Source organism: Streptomyces sp. 840.1 (assembly GCF_003751445.1).
In the GTDB taxonomy this organism is placed as follows: domain Bacteria; phylum Actinomycetota; class Actinomycetes; order Streptomycetales; family Streptomycetaceae; genus Streptomyces.
This window is the reverse complement of record NZ_RJUU01000003.1, coordinates 319,250-339,269: the sequence shown is the minus strand read 5'-3', so window position 1 is coordinate 339,269 and position 20,020 is coordinate 319,250. Positions and strand designations below refer to the sequence as shown.

General features: G+C 72.1%; 15 protein-coding genes. 7 read left to right on the top strand and 8 right to left on the bottom strand.

Translation table 11 applies throughout. The annotated features are described in order from the left end of the window. Nucleotides 1–40: 40 nt before the first annotated feature. The 3 genes from EDD93_RS33965 to EDD93_RS33955 are packed head-to-tail and all read right to left on the bottom strand — an operon-like array spanning nt 41 to nt 4,124. Nucleotides 41–1,090: a glycine betaine/L-proline ABC transporter ATP-binding protein gene (locus tag EDD93_RS33965; RefSeq protein WP_123529924.1), complete on the bottom strand. Its 1,050-nt coding sequence runs from the start codon at nt 1,088–1,090 to the stop codon at nt 41–43. Next, entirely contained in the window at nt 1,087–2,625 is a 1,539-nt protein-coding gene (locus EDD93_RS33960) for a GMC family oxidoreductase (RefSeq protein WP_123529922.1), read from the bottom strand. The genes EDD93_RS33965 and EDD93_RS33960 overlap by 4 nt, the downstream gene beginning before the upstream one ends. 14 nt (nt 2,626–2,639) lie before the next feature. Continuing rightward, the gene (locus tag EDD93_RS33955) at nt 2,640–4,124 is read right to left on the bottom strand and encodes an aldehyde dehydrogenase family protein (protein WP_260256082.1); all 1,485 of its coding nucleotides are present in this window, start codon (nt 4,122–4,124) and stop codon (nt 2,640–2,642) included. Nucleotides 4,125–4,455: 331 nt separating this feature from the next. Between EDD93_RS33955 and EDD93_RS33950 the strand changes: the two genes are divergently transcribed. Continuing rightward, entirely contained in the window at nt 4,456–5,313 is an 858-nt protein-coding gene (locus tag EDD93_RS33950; RefSeq protein WP_123529918.1) for a class I SAM-dependent methyltransferase, read from the top strand. Between the two features lie 80 nt (nt 5,314–5,393). Continuing rightward, nucleotides 5,394–6,131 (top strand): cyclopropane-fatty-acyl-phospholipid synthase family protein, encoded by a 738-nt coding sequence (locus EDD93_RS33945; protein ID WP_123529916.1) that lies wholly within the window; start codon nt 5,394–5,396, stop codon nt 6,129–6,131. A 44-nt stretch (nt 6,132–6,175) separates the two neighbouring features. On the opposite strand, the gene EDD93_RS33940 is transcribed toward EDD93_RS33945, so the two are convergent. Beyond that, a complete protein-coding gene (locus EDD93_RS33940) occupies nt 6,176–7,393 on the bottom strand; it encodes an MFS transporter (RefSeq protein WP_123529914.1) in 1,218 nt (405 codons plus the stop codon). Nucleotides 7,394–7,770: 377 nt separating this feature from the next. On the opposite strand from EDD93_RS33940, the gene EDD93_RS33935 reads away from it, so the two are divergent. Beyond that, nucleotides 7,771–8,421 carry a fasciclin domain-containing protein gene (locus EDD93_RS33935; RefSeq protein WP_123529912.1) on the top strand — a complete coding sequence of 217 codons (651 nt, stop codon included), beginning with the start codon at nt 7,771–7,773 and terminating at the stop codon, nt 8,419–8,421. Nucleotides 8,422–8,548: 127 nt separating this feature from the next. On the opposite strand, the gene EDD93_RS33930 is transcribed toward EDD93_RS33935, so the two are convergent. After that, nucleotides 8,549–8,845: an RskA family anti-sigma factor gene (locus EDD93_RS33930; protein ID WP_260256081.1), complete on the bottom strand. Its 297-nt coding sequence runs from the start codon at nt 8,843–8,845 to the stop codon at nt 8,549–8,551. Between the two features lie 743 nt (nt 8,846–9,588). On the opposite strand from EDD93_RS33930, the gene EDD93_RS33925 reads away from it, so the two are divergent. The 3 genes from EDD93_RS33925 to EDD93_RS33915 all read left to right on the top strand — a co-directional run bounded on the left by EDD93_RS33925 (nt 9,589) and on the right by EDD93_RS33915 (nt 14,312). Then, nucleotides 9,589–11,154, top strand: a complete 1,566-nt coding sequence (locus EDD93_RS33925; protein ID WP_123529907.1) for a DUF4331 domain-containing protein — start codon at nt 9,589–9,591, stop codon at nt 11,152–11,154. A gap of 111 nt (nt 11,155–11,265) precedes the next feature. Further along, nucleotides 11,266–12,612, top strand: a complete 1,347-nt coding sequence (locus EDD93_RS33920; protein WP_260256080.1) for a lipopolysaccharide assembly protein LapB — start codon at nt 11,266–11,268, stop codon at nt 12,610–12,612. Next, a complete protein-coding gene (locus tag EDD93_RS33915; RefSeq protein ID WP_123529906.1) occupies nt 12,609–14,312 on the top strand; it encodes a nickel transporter in 1,704 nt (567 codons plus the stop codon). Before EDD93_RS33920 ends, EDD93_RS33915 begins: the two co-directional genes overlap by 4 nt. Nucleotides 14,313–14,510: 198 nt before the next feature. Here the strand turns inward: EDD93_RS33915 and EDD93_RS33910 are convergent, their stop codons facing one another. After that, nucleotides 14,511–16,304, bottom strand: coding sequence for an ABC transporter ATP-binding protein (locus EDD93_RS33910; RefSeq protein ID WP_123531578.1), 1,794 nt, complete (start codon nt 16,302–16,304; stop codon nt 14,511–14,513). A 108-nt stretch (nt 16,305–16,412) separates the two neighbouring features. Then, on the bottom strand, nt 16,413–17,654 hold the full coding sequence (locus EDD93_RS33905; protein WP_123531576.1) for a benzoate/H(+) symporter BenE family transporter: 1,242 nt from the start codon (nt 17,652–17,654) through the stop codon (nt 16,413–16,415). A gap of 155 nt (nt 17,655–17,809) precedes the next feature. Between EDD93_RS33905 and EDD93_RS33900 the strand changes: the two genes are divergently transcribed. Continuing rightward, complete coding sequence (locus EDD93_RS33900; protein WP_123529904.1) at nt 17,810–18,382, top strand: helix-turn-helix domain-containing protein; 573 nt, start codon at nt 17,810–17,812, stop codon at nt 18,380–18,382. Here the strand turns inward: EDD93_RS33900 and EDD93_RS33895 are convergent. Further along, a complete protein-coding gene (locus tag EDD93_RS33895) occupies nt 18,355–19,995 on the bottom strand; it encodes an ABC-F family ATP-binding cassette domain-containing protein (RefSeq protein ID WP_123531574.1) in 1,641 nt (546 codons plus the stop codon). The two genes, EDD93_RS33900 and EDD93_RS33895, sit on opposite strands and share 28 nt — an antisense overlap. Nucleotides 19,996–20,020 lie beyond the last annotated feature (25 nt).

Below are 20,020 nucleotides of genomic sequence, written 5' to 3'. Positions count from 1 at the left end.
CCGGTGCGGCCCGGTGGGGCCGTCGGACGGTTCGTCCGCATCACGCGGCCTCCCTCACGGCCGGAATCCCGGCCACGACGCCGAGCAGACACGCGTGGTCGACCACGCCCAGGCAGCGTCCCCCGTCGACCACACGTGCGGTCTCCCCGGTGCGGACGACCGCCTCGATCGCCTCCGAGACGGTGGTTTCCGGTGCCAGCGCCGGACCCGAGACACTCTCGGCGCCGTCCGCCGGACGCATCGCCGCCCGGACGGTCAGCACCTGTTCGCGCGGGACATCGCGCACGAAGTCCCGGACGTAGTCGTCGGCCGGCGACCCCACGATCTCCTCGGGGGTGCCCAGTTGCACGATCCGGCCGTCCCGCATCAGCGCGATCCGGTCACCGAGCTTCAGTGCCTCGTTCAGGTCGTGGGTGATGAAGACCATCGTGCGGCCCTCCTCGCGGTGCAGGCGCACGACCTCCTCCTGCATGTCCCGCCGGATGAGCGGGTCCAGGGCACTGAACGGCTCGTCGAACAGCAGCACTTCGGGGTCGACGGCCAGGGCCCGCGCCAGCCCGACGCGCTGCTGCTGCCCGCCGGAGAGCTCCCCGGGGCGCCGGTCCTCCAGGCCTTCGAGTCCGACCTTGGCGATGAACTCCGCAGCGCGGGAGCGCCGTTCGGCCCGGCCCATGCCCTGGATCTCCAGCCCGTAGGCGATGTTGTCGACGACCGAGCGGTGCGGCAGCAGACCGAAGTGCTGGAAGACCGTGGCGGCGCGGTGGCGGCGCAGTTCCCGCAGCCGTCCCGCGTTCATCGACAGCACGTCCTCGCCGTCCATGACGATCTCGCCGGACGTCGGTTCGACGAGCCGGGTGAGGCAGCGCACGAGGGTGGACTTGCCGGAACCGGACAGGCCCATCACGACGAACACCTCGCCCTTGCGGACATCGAAGGAGACGTCGCGCACGGCGGCGGTGCAGCCGGTCCGCTCACGCAGTCCGGCGCCGTCGAGCTCGGCGAGCTCGGGGTCGCCGGGCACCCGGTCGGCCTTCGGCCCGAAGACCTTCCAGAGGTTGTTCACGGAGAAGACGTGCGGTGGTGTGCTCATCGGACATGACCCCCATCAGTGGCGCCGAGCAGCTCGGCGCACTTCTCCCCGACCATCAGGACCCCGATCATCGGGTTGACGGCCGGCATCGTCGGGAAGACCGACGCGTCGGCTATCCGGACCGCGTCCAGACCGCGGATGCGCAGATCGGGTGCGACCACGGCGAGCGCGTCGTCGGCCGCGCCCATCCGGCACGTTCCCGCCGGGTGGTAGACGGTGTGCGCGACCCGGCGCGCGTACTCGCTCAGATCCTCGTCCGAGGTGACCTCGGGCCCCGGGCAGACCTCCCGCTTCAGCCAGCCCGCCAGCGGCTCCCGCGCGGCGATCTCGCGGGCGATCCTGATCCCGTCGACGAGCGTCCGGCCGTCGTAGTCCTCCGGATCGGTGAAGTAGCGGAAGTCCAGGGCGGGTTTGACCTCCGGGTCGGGGCTGGTCAGATAGAGCCGGCCGCGGCTCCTCGGCTTCGGGATGTTCGGCGTCATGGACACCCCGTGCTCGGGGCGCTCGTAGCCGAGCCGTTCCGGATTGTCCGTGAACGGGATCTGGTAGAAGTGGAACATCAGGTCGGGCCCCGGGCTCTGCGGGTCCCGGCGGACGAACAGCCCGGCGTCGCTGTCCATCGCGGAGTTCTCGGGTATCGGCCCGTGCGTCTCCCAGACGATGACCGACTCGGGGTGGTCGAGCAGGTTCTCACCCACGCCCGGCAGGTCGTGCACCACCGGTATGCCGAGCTTCTCCAGCTCCGCGCGATGGCCTATCCCGGAGTGCATCAGCAGCCGAGGGGTGTCCACCGCGCCCGCGCACAGCACCACTTCGCGCCGGGCGCGCACGAGCCGCTCGGCGCCGTCCGCGGTCCGCACCCGGACCCCGGTCGCCCGGTTGCCGTCGAGCTCCAGCCTGAACGCCCAGGTCTCCAGGGCGATATGGAGGTTGGGCCGGTCGAGGAAGGGGTGCAGATACGCCACCGAGGCCGAGGAGCGCTTGTTGTTCTCGGGGTGGTAGGCGAGGTCGAAGAACCCCACACCGTCCTGGAAGGCGGCCTTGTTGAACCCCTCGATGCGCGGCACCTCGAGCGTCGTCCGCGCCGTGTCGACGAAGTCACGGGCGATGGCGTTGCGGTCGGCCTCGCCGACGGGGACGATGTTGTTGCGCAGCCGGTCGAAGTACGGGGCCATCGACGGGGCGTCCCAGCCCTGCGCGCCGGCCGCCGCCCATTCGTCCCAGTCGGACGGCAGCGGCTTGAACGCGATCAGGGTGTTGTGGGACGAGCAGCCGCCGAGCACCCTGGCCCTGCTGTGCCGGATGTTGGAGTTGCCGCGGGGCTGCTCGGTCGTCGGGTAGTCGTAGTCCAGCTCACCGCCCAGGAGTCCCATCCAGCGGCGCAGGGTCAGGACGTCGTCGCGTCCCACGTCGCTGGGGCCGCCCTCGATGAGGGCGACGGTGATGCCGGGGTCCTCGGTCAGCCGGGAAGCGATCACCGAACCGGCCGTGCCGCCGCCGACGATGACGTAGTCGTAGTGGGTCAGGTTCTCCATCGCCTCTGCTCCTGTCAGCCCGCGAACCAGCGCACCGGGCGCGGGGCGAGGTTCTGGTAGATGTGCTTGGACTCGCGGTACTCGGCGAGACCCGTCGGACCCAGCTCCCGGCCGATGCCGGACTTGCCGAAGCCGCCCCACTCGGCCTGCGGCAGGTAGGGGTGGAAGTCGTTGATCCAGACGGTGCCGTGGCGCAGCCGGGCGGCGACCCGGCGGCCCCGGCCCGGATCGGCGGTCCACACGCCGCCGGCCAGCCCGTACTCCGTGTCGTTGGCGAGGGTCACGGCCTCGTCCTCGGTACGGAACGTCTCGACGGTCAGGACCGGTCCGAACACCTCCTCGCGCACCACGCGCATGGAGCGGTCGCAGTGGTCCAGCACCGTGGGCCGGTAGAAGTACCCGGGGCCCTCGGGGCGTTCGCCGCCGGCCTTCAGCACCGCGCCCTCGTGGAGCGCGGAGGCCACGAACTCCTCGGTCCTGGCGAGCTGTTGTGCGGAGACGAGCGGGCCGCACTCGACGCCCTCGTCGGTGCCCCGGCCGATCCTGATCAGTTCCGCGCGCCGGGCGAGCTCGGTGACGAACCGCTCGCGCACGGACTCCTCGACGATCAGCCGCGATCCGGCGGAGCAGACCTGACCGCTGTGGATGAACGCGGCGTTGAGCGCCTGGTCGACCGCGGTGTCGAAACCCTCCTCGGTGGCGCAGGCATCCGCGAACACCACGTTGGGGTTCTTGCCGCCGAGCTCGAGCGCGACCTTCTTGACCGAGTCGGCGGCGGCCCGCATCACCTTCGTCCCGCTGGTGAGCCCACCCGTGAAGGACACGAGATCGACCCCGGGGTGCTCCGCGAGCCGCGCGCCGACGGTGGCGCCGGGGCCCGTGACGATGTTGGCCACGCCGGCCGGCAGCCCGGCCTCGGCGAGCAGCGCGATCAGCGCGACCGTGGTCAGCGGTGTGATCTCGCTCGGCTTGATCACGAAGGTGTTGCCGGCGGCGAGGGCCGGGGCGATCTTCCAACTCGCCTGGAGGAGAGGATAGTTCCACGGGGTGATGAGCCCGCAGACACCGACGGGTTCGTGCACCACGACGCTGTGGATCTCCTCGGAGCCCGCGTCGACGACCCGCCCGCCGCTCTCGTTCATGACGAGGTCGGCGAAGTAACGGAAGGCGTCCCGGACGCAGTCGACGTCGACCCGGCCCTCTTCGAGCGTCTTCCCGGCGTCCCGGCACTCCAGAGCGCCGATCCGTTCCCGGTCGCGCTCCAGCAGACCGGCCACCCGCCTGAGCAGTGCGGCGCGCTCCGCGACCGGCGTGTGCGGCCAGGGACCCGCGTCGAATGCGGCCCTGGCCGCGGCGACGGCCGCGTCCGCGTCCGCCGCGTCGCCCTCGGAGACGACGGCGAAGGCGGTCGCGTCCACGGGATCGAGAACCTCGCGCGTGGCGCCGGATGCGGCGGCTCGCCACTCTCCCGCTACCTGGATCGTGTGTTGTGCCGACACGTCGTGTGCTGCCCTTTCGGTGGCCGTACGGATGGGACCGGGCGAACCCCGGCGGTCTGGCCCTCTTCCCCGGAAGCCCGAAGCCATGCGCGGCGGCCCTCGCTAAGTGACCCGGCTCACGGGATTCGCACGTCAGGGCGGGGGTGGCCGGTTCCGGCAGCCCCGGGAGCGCGGGACGCGGCAACCGCCGGTCCGTCCCGTCGTGGCGCCCGCCCCCGCGACCCATGCGTGGTCCGGGGTAAATAGCTGGAAAGTAGGAGTATGTAACTATTTGGGTAGCGTAAAAATGGCTCCGCCCGGCCGGGCGCCGACCTCAGGGAGTGGGAAAGCCATGGCGGACCAGCGGTACGAAGTGCCGGACAACACCGCGGTGCGGGTCGCGCTCTGGCGGGCGATGCACGTACAGATCGACGCCGCGCCACACGTGTTCGAGGACGAGATCGGCCTGCGGCTGGTGGCGCCCGACGAGGGATGGCGCAGCCGTCCGGACATGGACCCGGACGCCACCGCCGGCTTCCGCGCCTCCACCGTCTCCCGCGCCCGCTTCGTCGAGGACCTGGTGGCCGAGGAGGTCAGCCAGGGCATCGACCAGTACGTCATCCTCGGCGCCGGTCTGGACACCTACGCGCAGCGCCGGCCCGACACCGCCTCCCGGCTCCGGGTCTTCGAGATCGACCGGCCGGACACCCAGGCCTGGAAGCGCCGGCGGCTGATCGAGCTCGGCTACGGGATTCCCGACCGGCTCCGGCTGGTGCCGGTCGACTTCGAGGCGGGCGGGGACTGGCTGCCACGGCTGGTGGACGCCGGCTTCGACGCGCACAGGCCGGCACTCGTCGTCTGTGCCGGTGTCACGGTGTACCTCACGGCGCCGGCCATCGCGGCGACCCTGCGTACGCTCGGCGGGCTCGCCCCCGGCTCGACGCTCGCCATGACGTTCATGTTGCCGGCCGAACTCGTCGACGACGTGGACCGCGACCGGCTGGAGGAGACCAAGCCGAGGGCGCTCGCGTCCGGAACGCCCTTCATCAGCTTCCACACGCCGCAGGAGATGCTCGCACTGGCCCAAGCCGCCGGGTTCGGGGGCGCCCGGCACGTGTCGGGACCTCAGCTGGCCGGACGCTACTTCGCGAACCGGACCGACGGTCTTCGCCCGTCGAGCGGCGAGGACCTGCTGATCGCGACCGTCTGAGGCCCCGCCCGCCACACTGCCGGGGCACGGGGCGGAGAAAAACACGTGCACGTGGTCCTCGGTGCTGTCAGGCTGCGCCGGTGAACCGAGAAGAGATCTCCGGAATCGCCCATGCCCACCACCCCATCAAGTCCCCGCTGGACGACGATTCGGTCCGCGGGCTGCTGGACCACGGCACCCCGCGCGGCGACGAGCGCGTGCTCGACCTCGGCTGCGGCGCCGGGGAGTGGCTCCTGCGCGCACTGTCCGCCCGCCCGGAGCTGCGGGCCGAGGGCGTCGACATCTCCGAGGGCGCGTTGGCGGACGCCCGCACGCGTGCCGTCGCGCTCGGAGTGGGGGACCGCCTGACCCTGCACCAGGTGCCCGCCGCCGATTTCGTCTCGCCGCACGGGTTCGACCTGGTGCTGAGCGTCGGGGCCGCCCATGCCTTCGGCGGACTGCTGCCCACCCTGGCCGCGGCCCGCGAACACCTGGCTCCCGGCGGGCGGGTGCTGATCGGTGACGGGTTCTGGGAGCGGGAGCCGTCGCCGGAGGCCATCGAGATGCTCGGGGACTTCGCCGACCTGGCGACGACCGTGGACCGGGTCATGGCCGCCGGCTGGACGCCCGTCCACGGGCACGTGAGCACCCGGCAGGAGCTGGACGACTACGAATGGGCCTGCTGGGGGACGATGGCCGACTGGGCGCTGGACCACCCCGGCCACCCGGACGGCGCGGAGCTGCTCGCCCTGTCCGCCACCCGCCGCACCGAATGGCTGCGCGGCTACCGCGACACCTGGGGCTTCGTCAGCCTGGTCCTGCGCCGCACCACCGACTGAGCCCCGGGCCGGGAGCACCTGGCCGCGGCCGTCCCGCCCGGCGGTCAGGTCCCCGGCGGCGGCCTGAGCGCGGCGTACGTTCCCGCCCCCGCCGCCAGCAGCAGCACGCAGCCCGTGAAGACGAGCCCGGCCTCGCGCAGCCCGAGCCAGGTGGCGATGGCGCCGACCCCGACGACCGGTACCGAGATCCCGGTGTACGCGACGACGAAGAACGCCGAGATCGTCCCGCCGCGGTGCTCGGCCGGGGCCGCGCCGCTGACCAGGGTGAGCGCCGCGCGGAAGGCGAGGCCCTGGCCGGTGCCGCCGCACAGCGCTCCCAGGACCAGCAGTGGCAGGGACTCCGCGATGAGCGAGGACGCCACGAGCACCAGCCCGGCCATGAGGATGCCGCAGCCGGCCGGGAGCGCGCGGCGGGCCCCGAAACGCTGGGTCAGGGACTGTCCGAACGTCGAGGCCAGGAACACGGAGAACACCACGGCCCCGGTGACGGCCGCGTTGTGCACCCCGAGCGTCTGCGAGGCGAAGCTCGGCGCGACCGCGGTGAACAGCCCGAGCAGCGCGAAGCCGGCGAAGGCCGCGACGGAGGCGGGCACGAACACGCTCCGCACCTCGGGCGGGACCGCCATCCCCTGGGGCGCCGGGCGCGGCCACCGCTTCGGATCGGCCACGGTCTCCGGCAGGAACCAGGTGATCCCGGATGCCACGGCCACCAGCCCCAGATGGACCCAGAACGGCAGCGTCAGCGGCCAGGGCGTGTACTGCGCGAGGAGCCCCGACAGCAGCGGTCCGCAGCCCAGGCCGCCCATGTTCGCGGCGGTGGCGGCGAACCCGGCCCGCGCCTTCTGCGCGGGAGCGGCCAGCTCGATGACCGCCGCCGTCGCGGCGCCGCTCAGCAGCCCGGCGGCGAAACCGGACAGCAGCCGCCCCGTGAAGAGCAGCGGCAGTCCGCGCTCCAGGAGGAAGCATCCGGCACTCGCGGCCGACAGCCCCATCGCGCACAGGAGTACGGGTCTGCGGCCGACCTTGTCCGAGTAGTTGCCCGCCAGCAGCAGCACGGTGATGACCGCGAGGGCGTAAACGGCGAAGACGACGGTCACCATCAGCTCGGAGAAGCCGATCTGCTGCTGGTAGAGCCCGTACAGCGGCGTGGGCAGGGTGGTGCCGGCCATACCGATGGCGAACACCACCGCCGCAGCCAGATAGCCCGGGTGTCGGTCACTTGTGTTCAGCGCGCGCTCACGAACGATCACACTCGTCACCATATGATCGCCCGCCCGGCGGGACGGCGTTCGGCGCGAGGGTGCGATACCGGGACAAGAGCGCTGTACCCCTACCGGCCGCGTCTGTCTGCGTTTCAGGAATTTTTCTCCTGATCGAGTGATCGACCAATCCGCCGGGCGGTCGGCACCGAACCAGCTGCGTGACGATCCTCCGGAGCACCTCGATACCTGCCGCGCCAGACGGCCGAGCCGTCGGCCGGGCCGGTGGTGTCCGGACCGGACGCGCATCAAGACCTTTCCCGACCGTGCGAGCGATCAGCACCAGGCCGTCCTGACCGGCCGCTGCCGCCCGCACCCGTCGCAGACGCAGCCGCCGGCTGCGACTTCTGTCCCCCCGTATTTCCATCAAGGAGAACAACATGAACGCCCTTCGCTACCGTCGTGCAGCCGTCGCCGTCGCCGCAGCCGCCGTCCTTCCGCTGGCGCTGACCGCGTGCTCGGACGACAGCTCCGACAAGGCGTCGGACAGCAAGTCCAGTGCCGCAGCGGCCGCTCCGGACGCCTCGGACCCGGCCACGGCCGACTCCGCCTCGATGGACAAGCCGTTCGGCCCGGCCTGTGCCGGTGTCCCGAAGGAAGGCGCGGGCAGCTTCGACGGCATGTCCAAGGACCCGGTCGCCACGGCCGCCTCCAACAACCCGGACCTGTCGACCCTGGTGACCGCTGTCAAGAAGGCCGGTCTGGTGGACACGCTCAACAACGCCAAGAACATCACGGTGTTCGCGCCCACCAACGAGGCCTTCGCAAAGATCCCGAAGGCCGACCTGGACAAGGTCCTGAGCGACAAGGCGACGCTCACCAAGATCCTCACCTACCACGTGGTCGGGCAGAAGCTCACCCCGAAGCAGCTGGAGAACGGCAGCTTCGACACCCTCCAGAAGTCCAAGCTCACCACCTCCGGCTCCGGTGAGTCCTACAAGGTCAACGACAGCGCCAGTGTGGTGTGCGGCAACGTGCCCACCGCCAACGCCACGGTCTACATCATCGACACGGTCCTGATGCCCAAGTAGTCACGGCCGACGCCGGACAGCAGAGCCGCCCCGCCGCGTGCCCGACCGGAATCAGCCCCCCGGTCCGGGCTCGCGGCGGGGCTTTTTCTGCGCGTCCCGGGGGTCGCGGGCGCCGTGCGCCGCGCGCTCAGCGGAGCGTGCGGCGCCGCAGCCGCACGGCCGCCCGCCGGCCCATGTCGCTCATCCGCAGCCGCCACGGCGGCTGCCGGGGCGTGGCGCGGACGATGTCGAGCACGCGCCCCTTCAGGGCCGCGGGCGGAATCGTCGTCGACGCCATCCCCAGCCGGGCGGCGGTCGCCCTGAACTCCTCGCACTCGCGAAGGCAAGGGGGACATCCGGCGCAGTGGGCCTCCACCGCTGTGCGTTCCCGCTCCTGCAGTGCGTCCAGCGCGTACGCGCCTGTCAGCATATGAACGTCGGACACCAATTTCTCCTGTGTTTACGGGACGGGTGATTCCCGGGTTCATCGATTTCATGTGCGGACCGGAAGTCCTGGGCCGGAGCGGAATAGAAAAAGGCAACGCCGAACTGCGGCACCAGTCCTTCGGTCACCCGAATTACCGATCGCCGGATACGCGTTGACGGGCAATAAGGTATCTCTGTCCGAATTCCTCTCCGAAGCTGCCGCGAGTGACATCTGTCCGGCCGTTCTTGAGTGATCCGTAGCCGAGTCGGTCACGGATTGCCGTCCGGGCGCAATTAGTGAAGATGCACCAAAAATCTGCGGCGTTGAGGTGATTCAAGGGCTTCGGTGGAGGTCCGTACGGGTGAATGATCGTACTTCTGGCGCGCGTAAATGGCGGCGGCTTGATGCGAATGGTTCGCAATAAGTGGGTGGTGGCACTTATGGCCTACATCCGGAGTGTGTTCCCCGTTCATTTCGCGCAGTTCCGGCAGGGCTCAGTGGTGCGTTCATCTGCGGTTATGTCAGAAGTGGGGTCCACCGCCAGAATTCTTGCCGGGAAATACGTGAATCCTTGGCGGAGAAATGTGGTTCGCTGTCGCCCCGACGATCGGCGGCGGGCGCAGCCCCCGCGACAGGCGCACGGAATTCTTCCCGTGCGCGGGATCGTCGGCCCGTTCCGCCCATCCCACGTATCGCCCCGCACCCGCGCCTGCGCCCCGGCCAGGCGGTGCGGCGGTGATCCGTTGCCGAGAGGACCAGTCTTGACGTCCCCCACTCCGAGGCCGCGCAGCCGGCGCGTCCTCGACCACTCCCTCCTCGTCCTCGGCGCCGGTGCGCTGGCCACGGGGCTCGGCGTTCTCACGCTCGCACCCGGAATCAGTGCGGCCTCCAGCCACCGCGAGGCCCCGCTGATCGCCGGTGACCCGCGCGCGGACAACACCGACGTGTACGCCTTCACCAGCCCCGACCGCTCCGACACGGTGACGCTCGCCGCCAACTGGATCCCGTTCGAGGAGCCCAACGGGGGCCCGAACTTCTACCAGTTCGCCGACGACGCCCGGTACAACATCAAGATCGACAACACCGGCGACGGCAACGCGGACGTCACCTACACCTGGCGCTTTCGCACCCTCACCCGGGACGCGGGCGGACAGTTCCTCTACAACACCGGTCCGGTCACCTCGCTCAACGACCCGGACCTGAACATCCGGCAGGTCTACGACCTCACGGTGACCACCTCCCGCGGCACCTCCACGGTGCTGCGCGGGGCCCCCGTGGCGCCGTCGAACGTCGGCAAGGCGTCCATGCCGAACTACGCCACCCTGCGCGCCCAGGCGGTCCGCAACGCCCCGGGCGGCGGCAAGGCGTTCGCCGGCCAGGCGGAGGACCCGTTCTTCGCCGACCTGCGCGTCTTCGACCTGCTCTACGGCGGGAACCTCGGCGAACGCGGCCAGGACACCCTCGCCGGGTACAACGTCAACTCGGTCGCACTCCAGATCCCCAAGAAGGACCTGGCACTGCGGGGCAACGCCACCCGCAACCCGGTGGTCGGGATCTGGTCGACCACCGAGCGCCGCGGCGTCCAGGTCACCGACTCCCGTACCGCGAGCGCCCACACCGGGTGGAAGCAGGTCTCCCGCCTCGGCAACCCGCTCGTCAACGAGGTCGTCGTACCCCTCAAGTACAAGGACGCCTTCAACACCCTCAACCCCAGCCAGGACCGCACCGTCCAGCCGGTCGTGGACAAGGTGCTGGACCCGATCCTGCCGAAGCTGATCCAGAAGGTGTACGGCGTGCCGGCACCGAAGGCCCCGCGCAAGGACCTCGCGGAGATCTACCTCACCGGCATCTGCAAGGCCTGCGGGCCGGTCAAGGCCGATCTGAACGCCCACCGGCTGAACAAGGACGCCTCGCTCAAGAAGATCGTCCCGGCCGAGGAGCTGCGGCTGAACATGGCCGTGCCGCCGACCGCGAAGCCCAACAGGCTCGGCGTCCTCGCCGGGGACCTGGCCGGCTTCCCGAACGGCCGCCGCCTCACCGACGACGTCATCGACATCTCCCTCCAGGCCGTCGAAGGAGCCGCCCAGACCGGCAAGCTCGTCCCCGCGCTCGCGGACGGCGACAAGGTCGATGCCAATGAGGTGCCCTTCGGTACGCGCTTCCCGTACCTCGCGCTCCCGCACACCAAGAGCGTCAACAGCGGCCCGTCCGGCCGCGCCGGGAAGCCGGCGATGACGCCGTCGAACGCGGCCGCGATCGGCACCGCGGGCGTCGCCCTGCTGGGTGTCGGAGGACTGCGCCTGCGCCGGCGCCGCGCCACGAGCTGACCTGCCACCCCTGATCCAGGGGTGATCCCGGGTCACACCGGTGTCCGGGCCGGTCGGCCGGTCCGGACACCGCCGCCTCCCCCCGCCCGTCCCACACCACCGGGAGAACCAGTGCCAGCCGCGACCGACCGAGTCCCCGCGCCCCCCGCCCGAGCCGGCAGACGACGACTGCGCAGTACCGCGGTCACCATCGCCCTGGGAGGCACGCTGTTCACGGTCGGGGCGCTGGGCCTGGCCCCCCAGCAGGCGCCCACGCCCACGGCCGCCCCCGGCCAGGACGCGCCCCGGGGCAAGGACGCCACCGAAGCCCTGCGGACGCACGTACGCGAACTGCCCGCCGACCCCGGCGGCTGGTCCTCCCTCGGCATGGCCTACGTACAACAGGCCCGGAGCACGGCGGACGCGGCCACCTACGACCGGGCCCAGGCCGCCCTGCGCAAGTCCCTCGCCCTCCAGCCGGCCGGCAACTTCGCGGCGGAGACCGGGATGGGCGCCCTCGAATCCGCCCGCCACGACTTCGCCGGAGCCCTGACCTGGGCGCAGCGCGCCACCACCGACAACCCCTACAGTGCGCCCGCCCAGGGGGTCCTGGCCGACGCGCTCACCCAGCTCGGCCGCTACGAGGACTCCTACGCGGCGGTCCAGCGCATGACCGACCTCAGGCCCGACAGCAGCGCCCTCGCGCGCGCCTCGTACAGCTGGGAACTCCGTGGCGACACGGCGCGGGCCCGCGACCTGATGAACAAGTCCCTCCAGGCGGCCGGCACCCCGGCCGACAAGGCGTTCGCCCTCACCCACCTCGCCACCCTCGCCCTGGAGACCGGGGATCCGCGCACCGCCCTGGAACTGGCCGGCGCCGGACTTGCCGTACTCCCGGGCGACGCCGCCCTCCTGGAGGCACGGGCCCGCGCCCACACCGCGCTCGGCCACTCCGGGCAGGCCGTCACCGACTTCACCGCTGCCGTCGCCGCCGCGCCCCTGCCCCAGTACCTTCTCGGGCTCGGCGACCTCCAGCGGCTCCTCGGACACCGGGAGGCGGCCGAGGAGCAGTACGACGTACTCAGGGCGCAGGAAACCCTGCGGAAGGCGAGCGGCGGGGCGCCGGACGCGGACGCGGTGCTCTTCGAGGCCGACCACGGCAACCCGGAGACCGCTGTCGAGATGGGACGCGCCGCACTGCGCCGACGGCCCTTCATCGCGGTCCACGACGCGTACGCCTGGGCCCTGCACCGGGCCGGACGCGACACCGAGGCGATCGAACAGGCCGACCTCGCACTCGCACTGGGCACCGTGAGCGCACCGTTCCACTACCACCGGGCGCTGATCAACCAGGCGCTCGGCCGGACCGGGGCCGCCCGCACCGACCTCCGTCGCGCCCTGGACACCGACCCCCACTTCCATCCGGTGGACGCCCCACGGGCACGCACCGCGCTCAGCAGAATCGAAGCCGCCCGATGAACCGCACGCCCTCGCGCCTCCTCGCCTCCCTGACCCTCACGGGAACACTCACGGTCCTCCTGGCCGGCCTCGCCACCGCGGCGCACGCACACCCGCTGGGCAACTTCACGGTCAACCACCACACCGGGCTGACCTTCCGCGAGGACGCCGTCGACGCGCTCGTCGTGGTCGACCGCGCGGAGATCGCCACCGCACAGGAACGCCCGCGCGTCGACCGGGACCACAACGGCGACGTGGACGCGGCCGAGACACGGTCCTTCGCCGCCGGGGACTGCGCGCAGCTCACCCGGCAGCTGCGGCTGGACATCGCCGGCACACCGGTGCGCTGGAGGGCCGTGAGCAGCACGTTCGAGTTCCGGCCCGGCGAAGGGGGCCTGCGGACCAGCAGGCTCAGCTGTACCCTCGCCGCCCGTGCGGACCTGGGCGGGCCCGCGGACATCGACGTGCGCACGGAGTACGACGAACGGCGCGTCGGCTGGCAGGAGATGACCGCGCGCGGCCTCGGCGTCACGCTCACCCGGTCGGCGCTGCCCGCCACCTCGCCCACCGACGAGCTCCGGCACTACCCCAAGGATCCGCTGGCCACCACCCTGGACCAGCGCTCGGCCCGGCTGCACACCGAACCCGGCGAGGGCCGGCCCGCAGCCGTGGCGCGGACGATGCTGCCGGGGGCCGGCCCGGTCACCGCGGCGCTCGACAGGGTGTCCGGAGTCTTCGACGCACTGGTGGGGCGGCGCGAACTGACCGTTCCCGCAGGACTTCTGGCCCTGCTGCTCTCCCTCGTACTCGGCGCCTCGCACGCGGCCCTCCCGGGTCACGGAAAGACGATCATGGCCGCGTACCTGGCGGGCCGCCGCGGCTCCCCGAGGGACGCGGTCACGGTCGGAGTCACCGTCACCTTCACCCATACCGCAGGGGTGCTGGCGCTCGGTCTCGCCCTGCCGCTCGCCACGTCGCTGGCGGGAGAGACCGTGCTGACCTGGCTCGGGCTCATCAGCGGGCTGATGGTCACCGGGATCGGCATGTGGCTCCTGCGTGCAGCACTGACGAAACGCCCGGCCCACGGCCACCACCACGGTCATCACCACGGCCACGGTCATCACCACGGCCACGGTCATCACCACGACCAGGGTCACGACCACGACCACAGCGACGATCAGGGTCACCATCACGACCACGCCCCGGAACCGGCGCTCCCGTCCGGCCCGCCAGGCCCGCCCGTTCCGGCACGGTTCGTACCGAGGCGGCGCGGGGCGCAGCCGGTCGCGACCGAGCGGAGCGGCGCGGTCCTCGCCCCGGCCAGGGACCTTGACCACAGCCACGTTCCCCGTCCGGCCCCGGACCTCGCCCCGCACCGGGCCGGAACGTCACGCACCGGGCTGATCGGGATGGGGATCGCCGGAGGTCTCGTCCCCAGCCCCTCCGCCCTGGTCGTCCTGCTCGGTGCGATCGCTCTCGGGCGCACCGCCTTCGGGGTGCTGCTCGTCGTCGGATACGGCCTGGGAATGGCCGCGACGCTGACCCTCGCGGGCCTGCTGCTGGTGCGGCTGCGGGACAGGTTCGAGGCGCGGGCGGACAACTACGCCCGCCTGCGCGCCCCGTTCGCGCGGTTCGCGGGGGCCGGTCCGGCCGCCTCGGCCGTGCTCGTGCTGGCTGTCGGAGCGCTCCTGACCCTGCGGGCGGCGGCCGGCCCCTGGTAGGTCAGCCGAGCGTGATCCGCCGGAAGCGGGCGAGCGGGGCGGCCATGAACACTGCTGGCGCTCTGCACCGTACGGCCCTGACCCCGTGCCGGTGGCCCGGGAGGCCCGTGGACCTCCCGGGCCGCCGGTCCCCGTCGCGCCGCGCCCGGCCGGTCCCCGTCGTGCTCGCGGCACGGCGTCACGGGGCCGGGTGGCGCGTCACGGGCGAGCCGGCTGGAGCCCCGCGTACACGCCGTCCCTGTCCAGCAGTTCGCGGTGCGAGCCCATCTCCGCGATCCGGCCGCCCTCCATCGCCACGATGCGGTCCGCGTTCCGGATCGTCGAGAGACGGTGGGCGACGACGAACACGGTCCGGCCGTTCACCAGACGGGACAGGGCCTCCTGGACGAGGGCCTCCGAGTGGTTGTCGAGTGCGGAGGTGGCCTCGTCGAGCACCAGCACCCGGGGGTCGCGGATCAGCGCCCTGGCGATCGCGAGCCGCTGCCGCTGCCCGCCCGAGAGCCGCGCGCCGCGCTGGCCGACGACCGTGTCCAGGCCGAGCGGCAGATCCCGTACGAACTCCAGCGCGTTGGCGTCCTCCAGCGCGCGCGTCAGCGTGGCCTCGTCCGTGTCGCCCATCCCGTACGTCACGTTGTCGCGGATGCTCCCCTCGAACAGGATCGACTCCTGCGGCACCACCGAGAGGAAGCGCCGGTAGCTGCGCAGGTCGAGCCCGGCCATGTCGGTGCCATCCAGCATGATGCGGCCCGAGGTGGGCCGGATGAAGCCGATGAGCAGGTTGAGGACGGTCGACTTGCCCGCGCCCGAGGCGCCGACCAGGGCGATCGTCTCGCCCGGCCGTGCGGAGAGGGTGAACCCGTCGACCGCCGGGGCCGCGTCGTCGTAGGCGAATCCCACGTCCTCGAAGTCGATGCGGCCGGTGACCCGCTCCACCTGTGCCTTGCCGGCGTTCTGCTCCAGGTCCGGGGCCTGCAGCACCTCGCCCGCCGAACGCACGGACTCCAGGCCCTTGGTGAGGACGGGGGCCAGGCCGAGCAGCGTGGTCACGGAGCCGGTCAGTACGGTGAAGAAGGAGCTGAGCATCACCACGTCGCCCGCGGTGATCGGCATCCACCCGTGATAGGCGACCAGGGCCGAACCCGTCAGGCACAGCACACCGAGCGAGTTGAGGATCACCCACGCCAGCGAGCCGAAGCGGCCGTTCACGGTGTCCAGGCGGAGCCCGGCCGCGAACACCTGGCGCAGCGAGCCGTCGACCCGGCCGAGCGCCGTCCGCTCCAGGCCGTGGGCTCGGGTGATGGGGATGAGTGTGGTCATCTCGCCCACCCGCGAGGAGAGCTGCTCGACCTCGCGGCGGAAGGACTCGTTGTGGCTGCGCAGCCGTGCGCGCAGCTTCATCACCAGGAACCCGGCGGCCGGCACCACGACGAGGAAGACGGGCAGGAACGCAGGTACGCGGAGGCCGATGACGACCAGGCCGCCGACCAGGGTCACCACGGCGCCGAGACCCATGTCCGCGCTCTGCTGCATCATCTGTTCCACGGACTCCACGTCGCGGACCACCTTGGCCTGCAGCACGCTCGAACTGACCCGGGCGTGGTAGCCGATGGACAGCTGCTGCATCCGGCGGCACAGCGCGGAGCGCAGAGTGATGCCCATCCGGCGGATGCTGCCGCCGAGGAGCCGTACGTACCACTGGTGGAGCGGATAGTTGATGACGAGGATGAACAGCAGGATGCCGGTGGACTCCCAGATTCCGGACTCCGGGCCGTGCTGGACGACCACGTCGAGGACGGTCGCGGTGATCAGTGGGAGCAGCCAGATCGGGCTGTGCTTCACGACGAAGACGAGGACCGCCAGCGCCAGCCGGCCGCGGTCCGGGTGGAACAGATGGCCGAGGGTGCGTACCGGGTTCTCACCGCGGTAGCGGTGGTCCAGGTGGTCGAAGGGGGTGAGCGGTCCGGCGGGGACGGGCGCAAGCGCTTTCGGCATGGAGTCCATCCCACCGTGCTCGCGCCGTGCGCGGCAACCCAGTTCCACGGACAGGACAGCCGGCTGCCGCGCACCCGGCCGGCCCGCCGGGCAGGGCCCCGGCCGCTGTTACGGGACGCGCAGTTCGCGCGGCGATGCCTCGGGTCCGGGGGCCGGGGCGGGGGCATCGCGGCCAGGCCGCCCCAAGGAGGCGATCGCGCCGGTGATCAGGCCAGCCAGCAGCCCCCAGAACGCGGATCCGATGCCGAGGAGCGTCACCCCGGAGGCCGTGGCGAGGAAGGTCACGACGGCCGCCTCCCGGGAGGACTTGTCGGCCAGAGCCGTGGACAGGGAGGACTCGATGGTGGCGAGCAGGCCGATTCCGGCGATCGCCAGGACCAGCGCGTGCGGCATCGCGGTCAGGAGCGAGGCGACGGTCGCGCCGAGCAGGCCCACGCAGAGGTAGAAGACGCCTGCCCAGACCGCCGCCAGATAGCGCCTGTCGCGGTCGGGGTGGGCCTCCTCGCCCGTACAGATGGCGGCCGTGATGGCGGCGAGGTTGAGGCCGAACGCGCCGAACGGTGCCAGTACGGCGTTGGCCGCCCCGGTCCAGGTCATCAGCGGGGACACCGGTACGTCGTAGCCGGCGCCCCGGATCACGGCCACCCCGGGCAGGTTCTGGGAGGCCATCGTGACCACGAACAGCGGGGCGCCGACGCTGACGAGCACCTTCCAGTCGAACTCCGGGGTGACGAAGACCGGGGTGGCCAGCGCGAAGCGGACCTTGTCCGGCTGCCAGCCGCCGGTGAACACCGTGGCCACCACGCCCGCGCCGAGCGCCAGCAGCACCGCGTACCGGGGGAGCAGGCGCCGCCCCAGCAGATAGAGCACGAACATCGGGAAGGCGACGGCGAAGCTGCCGTGCATCGTGCTGAACAGCCCCGTGCCGAACCGCAGCAGGACCCCGGCCAGCAGCGCGGCCGCCAGCGGAACCGGGATCCGGCCCATGACACGGCTGAACCAGCCCGTCACCCCGCTGAGGAGGATGAGCAGCCCGGAGAAGACGAACGCGCCGACCGCCTGGGGCATGGACACACCACTCAGGCCGGTCGTGAGGAGCGCCGCTCCAGGCGTCGACCACGCGGTGACGACGGGGGCCCGGTAGCGCAGCGACAGCCCGACGCAGGTGCAGGCCAGGCCCACACCGAGCGCGAGCATCCAGGAGGAGATCTCGCGCGAGTCGGCCCCCGCCGCCCTCGCGGCCGTGAAGACCAGGGCCGCCGAACTGGTGACCCCGACCATGACGGCGATCAGTCCTGCGGCCACGGCCGAGAGCGGCGCGGCCGAGCGAATGCGGGCGAGCACGAACATGGTGAGCCACTTCCCCCGTGCGGTGCGGACGCCTTCGATCAGCACCGGGACCGGCGCACCGCGAGCATGTTCCGTATACGGAACGTTCTGTTTATGGAACACTAGAGAGGCGGGCTGACACCCGTCAACCGGGAATGCGGGGTGGCTGGACGCCGATGGGACCGAATGAGGACGTCGGGCGCCGACTGCGGGCGCTGCGGCACCAACAGGACCTGTCCCTCTCGGAGTTGTCCCGGCGCTCACGGGTGGGAAAGGGCACGCTCTCCGAGCTGGAGAGCGGCCGGCGCAACCCCACCCTGGAGACCCTCTACGCCCTCGCCACCGCCCTCGGCCGGCCACTCAGCGCCCTCCTCGGCGACCCGGCGCAGCAGGGCGGACCGGGTTCCGCCCCCGGCTGGACCGAAGGCCTTCCCGGGGTCTCGGGCAGCGCCGTCACCGCGGTCCTGCTGGAGCGGTACGAGGACGACGCGGCGGTCACCGATGTGTTCCGCGTGACGATCCGCGCCGGCGCCACCCAGGAATCCGAGGCGCACGTCCCGGGCACGGGGGAGAGCCTGATGGTGCTGTCGGGCACCGCCGTCGTCGGCCCGCCCCACGACACCCGGACGGTCGGCCCCGGTGCGTCCGCGCGGTGGCGGGCCGACGAGCCCCACATCTACAGCGCACCGGACGCCGACGTGCACGGCGTCCTCTTCGTCCGCTATCCGACGGCCCCCGGCTCCGGGTGAAGCCGGATGCCTCGGCCCTGCCACCGCTCGCGCAGCCAGCGGTCGTGGCTGGCCACCACGACGGCGCCGGGCCCCGGTCCGAGCGCCTCCTCCAGCTCGTCGCAGAGCCGGGGGGACAGGTGGTTGGTGGGCTCGTCGAGCAGCAGGAGCTGCGGAGGCCGGGCCGTCAGCAGGGCCAGCGCGAGCCTGCGCCGCTGGCCGGCCGACAGCCGCCCCACCTGCTTGTCCAGGTCTGCCTCGTGCATCAGGCCGAGTGAGGTCAGCGGCACCGCCTCGGCCCGGTCGGCACCCAGCGCGCGCTCGTAGGTGTCACGGACGGTACGGTCCGGCCGCGCGAACCGGGTGTCCTGCGCGAGCAGCCCGACCGTCAGCCCCGGGCGCCTGGTCACCTCGCCCTCCGGGGCAAGACGCCCCGCGAGCACGGCGAGCAGCGTCGACTTCCCCGCGCCGTTGCCGCCCGTGACCAGGAGCCGTTCGGCCGCCGCCACGTCGAGCCGGCCGACGGCCAGGCGTCCCGGCACGCGCACCCCGCGCAGGGACACGAGGGTGCCCTCGGGCGACGCTCCCGCGAGCCCCGAGTGCCCCGAGTGCCGGAACCGCAACGGCTGCGGAGGTTCGCCGGTCCGCCGCCGCTCCAGCTCCGCCAGCCGGCGCGAGGCGTTGCGGACCCGGCGGGCGATCTGGCTCTGCACCCGGCCCGCCCGCAGGCCGTACCCCATCTTCTCGCTGTCGCGCGGACCCCGGTCCGGCGCGACCTGCCGCGCCGTCACATCGGCCGAGCGGCGCAGCGCCTCGGCCTCCTCCCGCTCCTCGGCGTACTGCCGTTCCCAGCGCACCCGCTCCGCCCGCTTCACTGCCAGGTAGGCGCTGTAGCCACCGCCGTAGCGCACGGGGCCCTCGACGGCCGGATCCAGGTCGATCAGGTCGGTGCAGACCGCGTCGAGGAAGGCCCGGTCGTGACTGGCGATCACGACCGGGCCCGGCATCCCGCGCAGCTGCTCCTCGACGAAGGCGGCGGCCTCGTCGTCGAGGTGGTTGGTCGGCTCGTCCAGCAGGAGGGCCGAGGGCCGCCGCACCAGCAGCGCGGCCAGTGACAGCCGGCCGCGCTGCCCGCCGGAGAGCGAGCCGAGCGTCCGCCCGTACGGCAGGGCCGCGAGTCCGAGCCCGGTGAGCAGGACGGCGGCGCGCCGGTCGGCGTCCCAGGTCTGGCGCTCCTCGGCCAGTTCGAGCCGGTGGCCGTACGCCGCCAGCAGTCCGGCGTAACCGGGGGAGTCCTGCGGGGTGCGGGCCAGCTCCTCGGTGAGCCGGTCGATGGCCGCGAGGTCCTCCCGGGCCTCGCGCAGCGCGTCGTCCAGCACGTCGGCGATTGTCGCCGCGGCGTCGAACACCATCTCCTGGTGCAGGAAGCCCACGTCGGCGGGCCTGGTGACGCTGCCGCCGTCGGGCTCGTCCGTACCGGCGAGCAGGCGCAGCAGAGTCGACTTGCCGACACCGTTCTCACCGATCAGGCCGATGCGGTGGCCGGGCGCGGCGGTGAGGGACACCCCGTCGAGTACGCGCTTGGTGCCGAGGGTGCGGACGATGTCGTGTGCGAGCAGTGCGGTTGCGGGCATGGTGGCCTCTCCCACGTGATCGGTT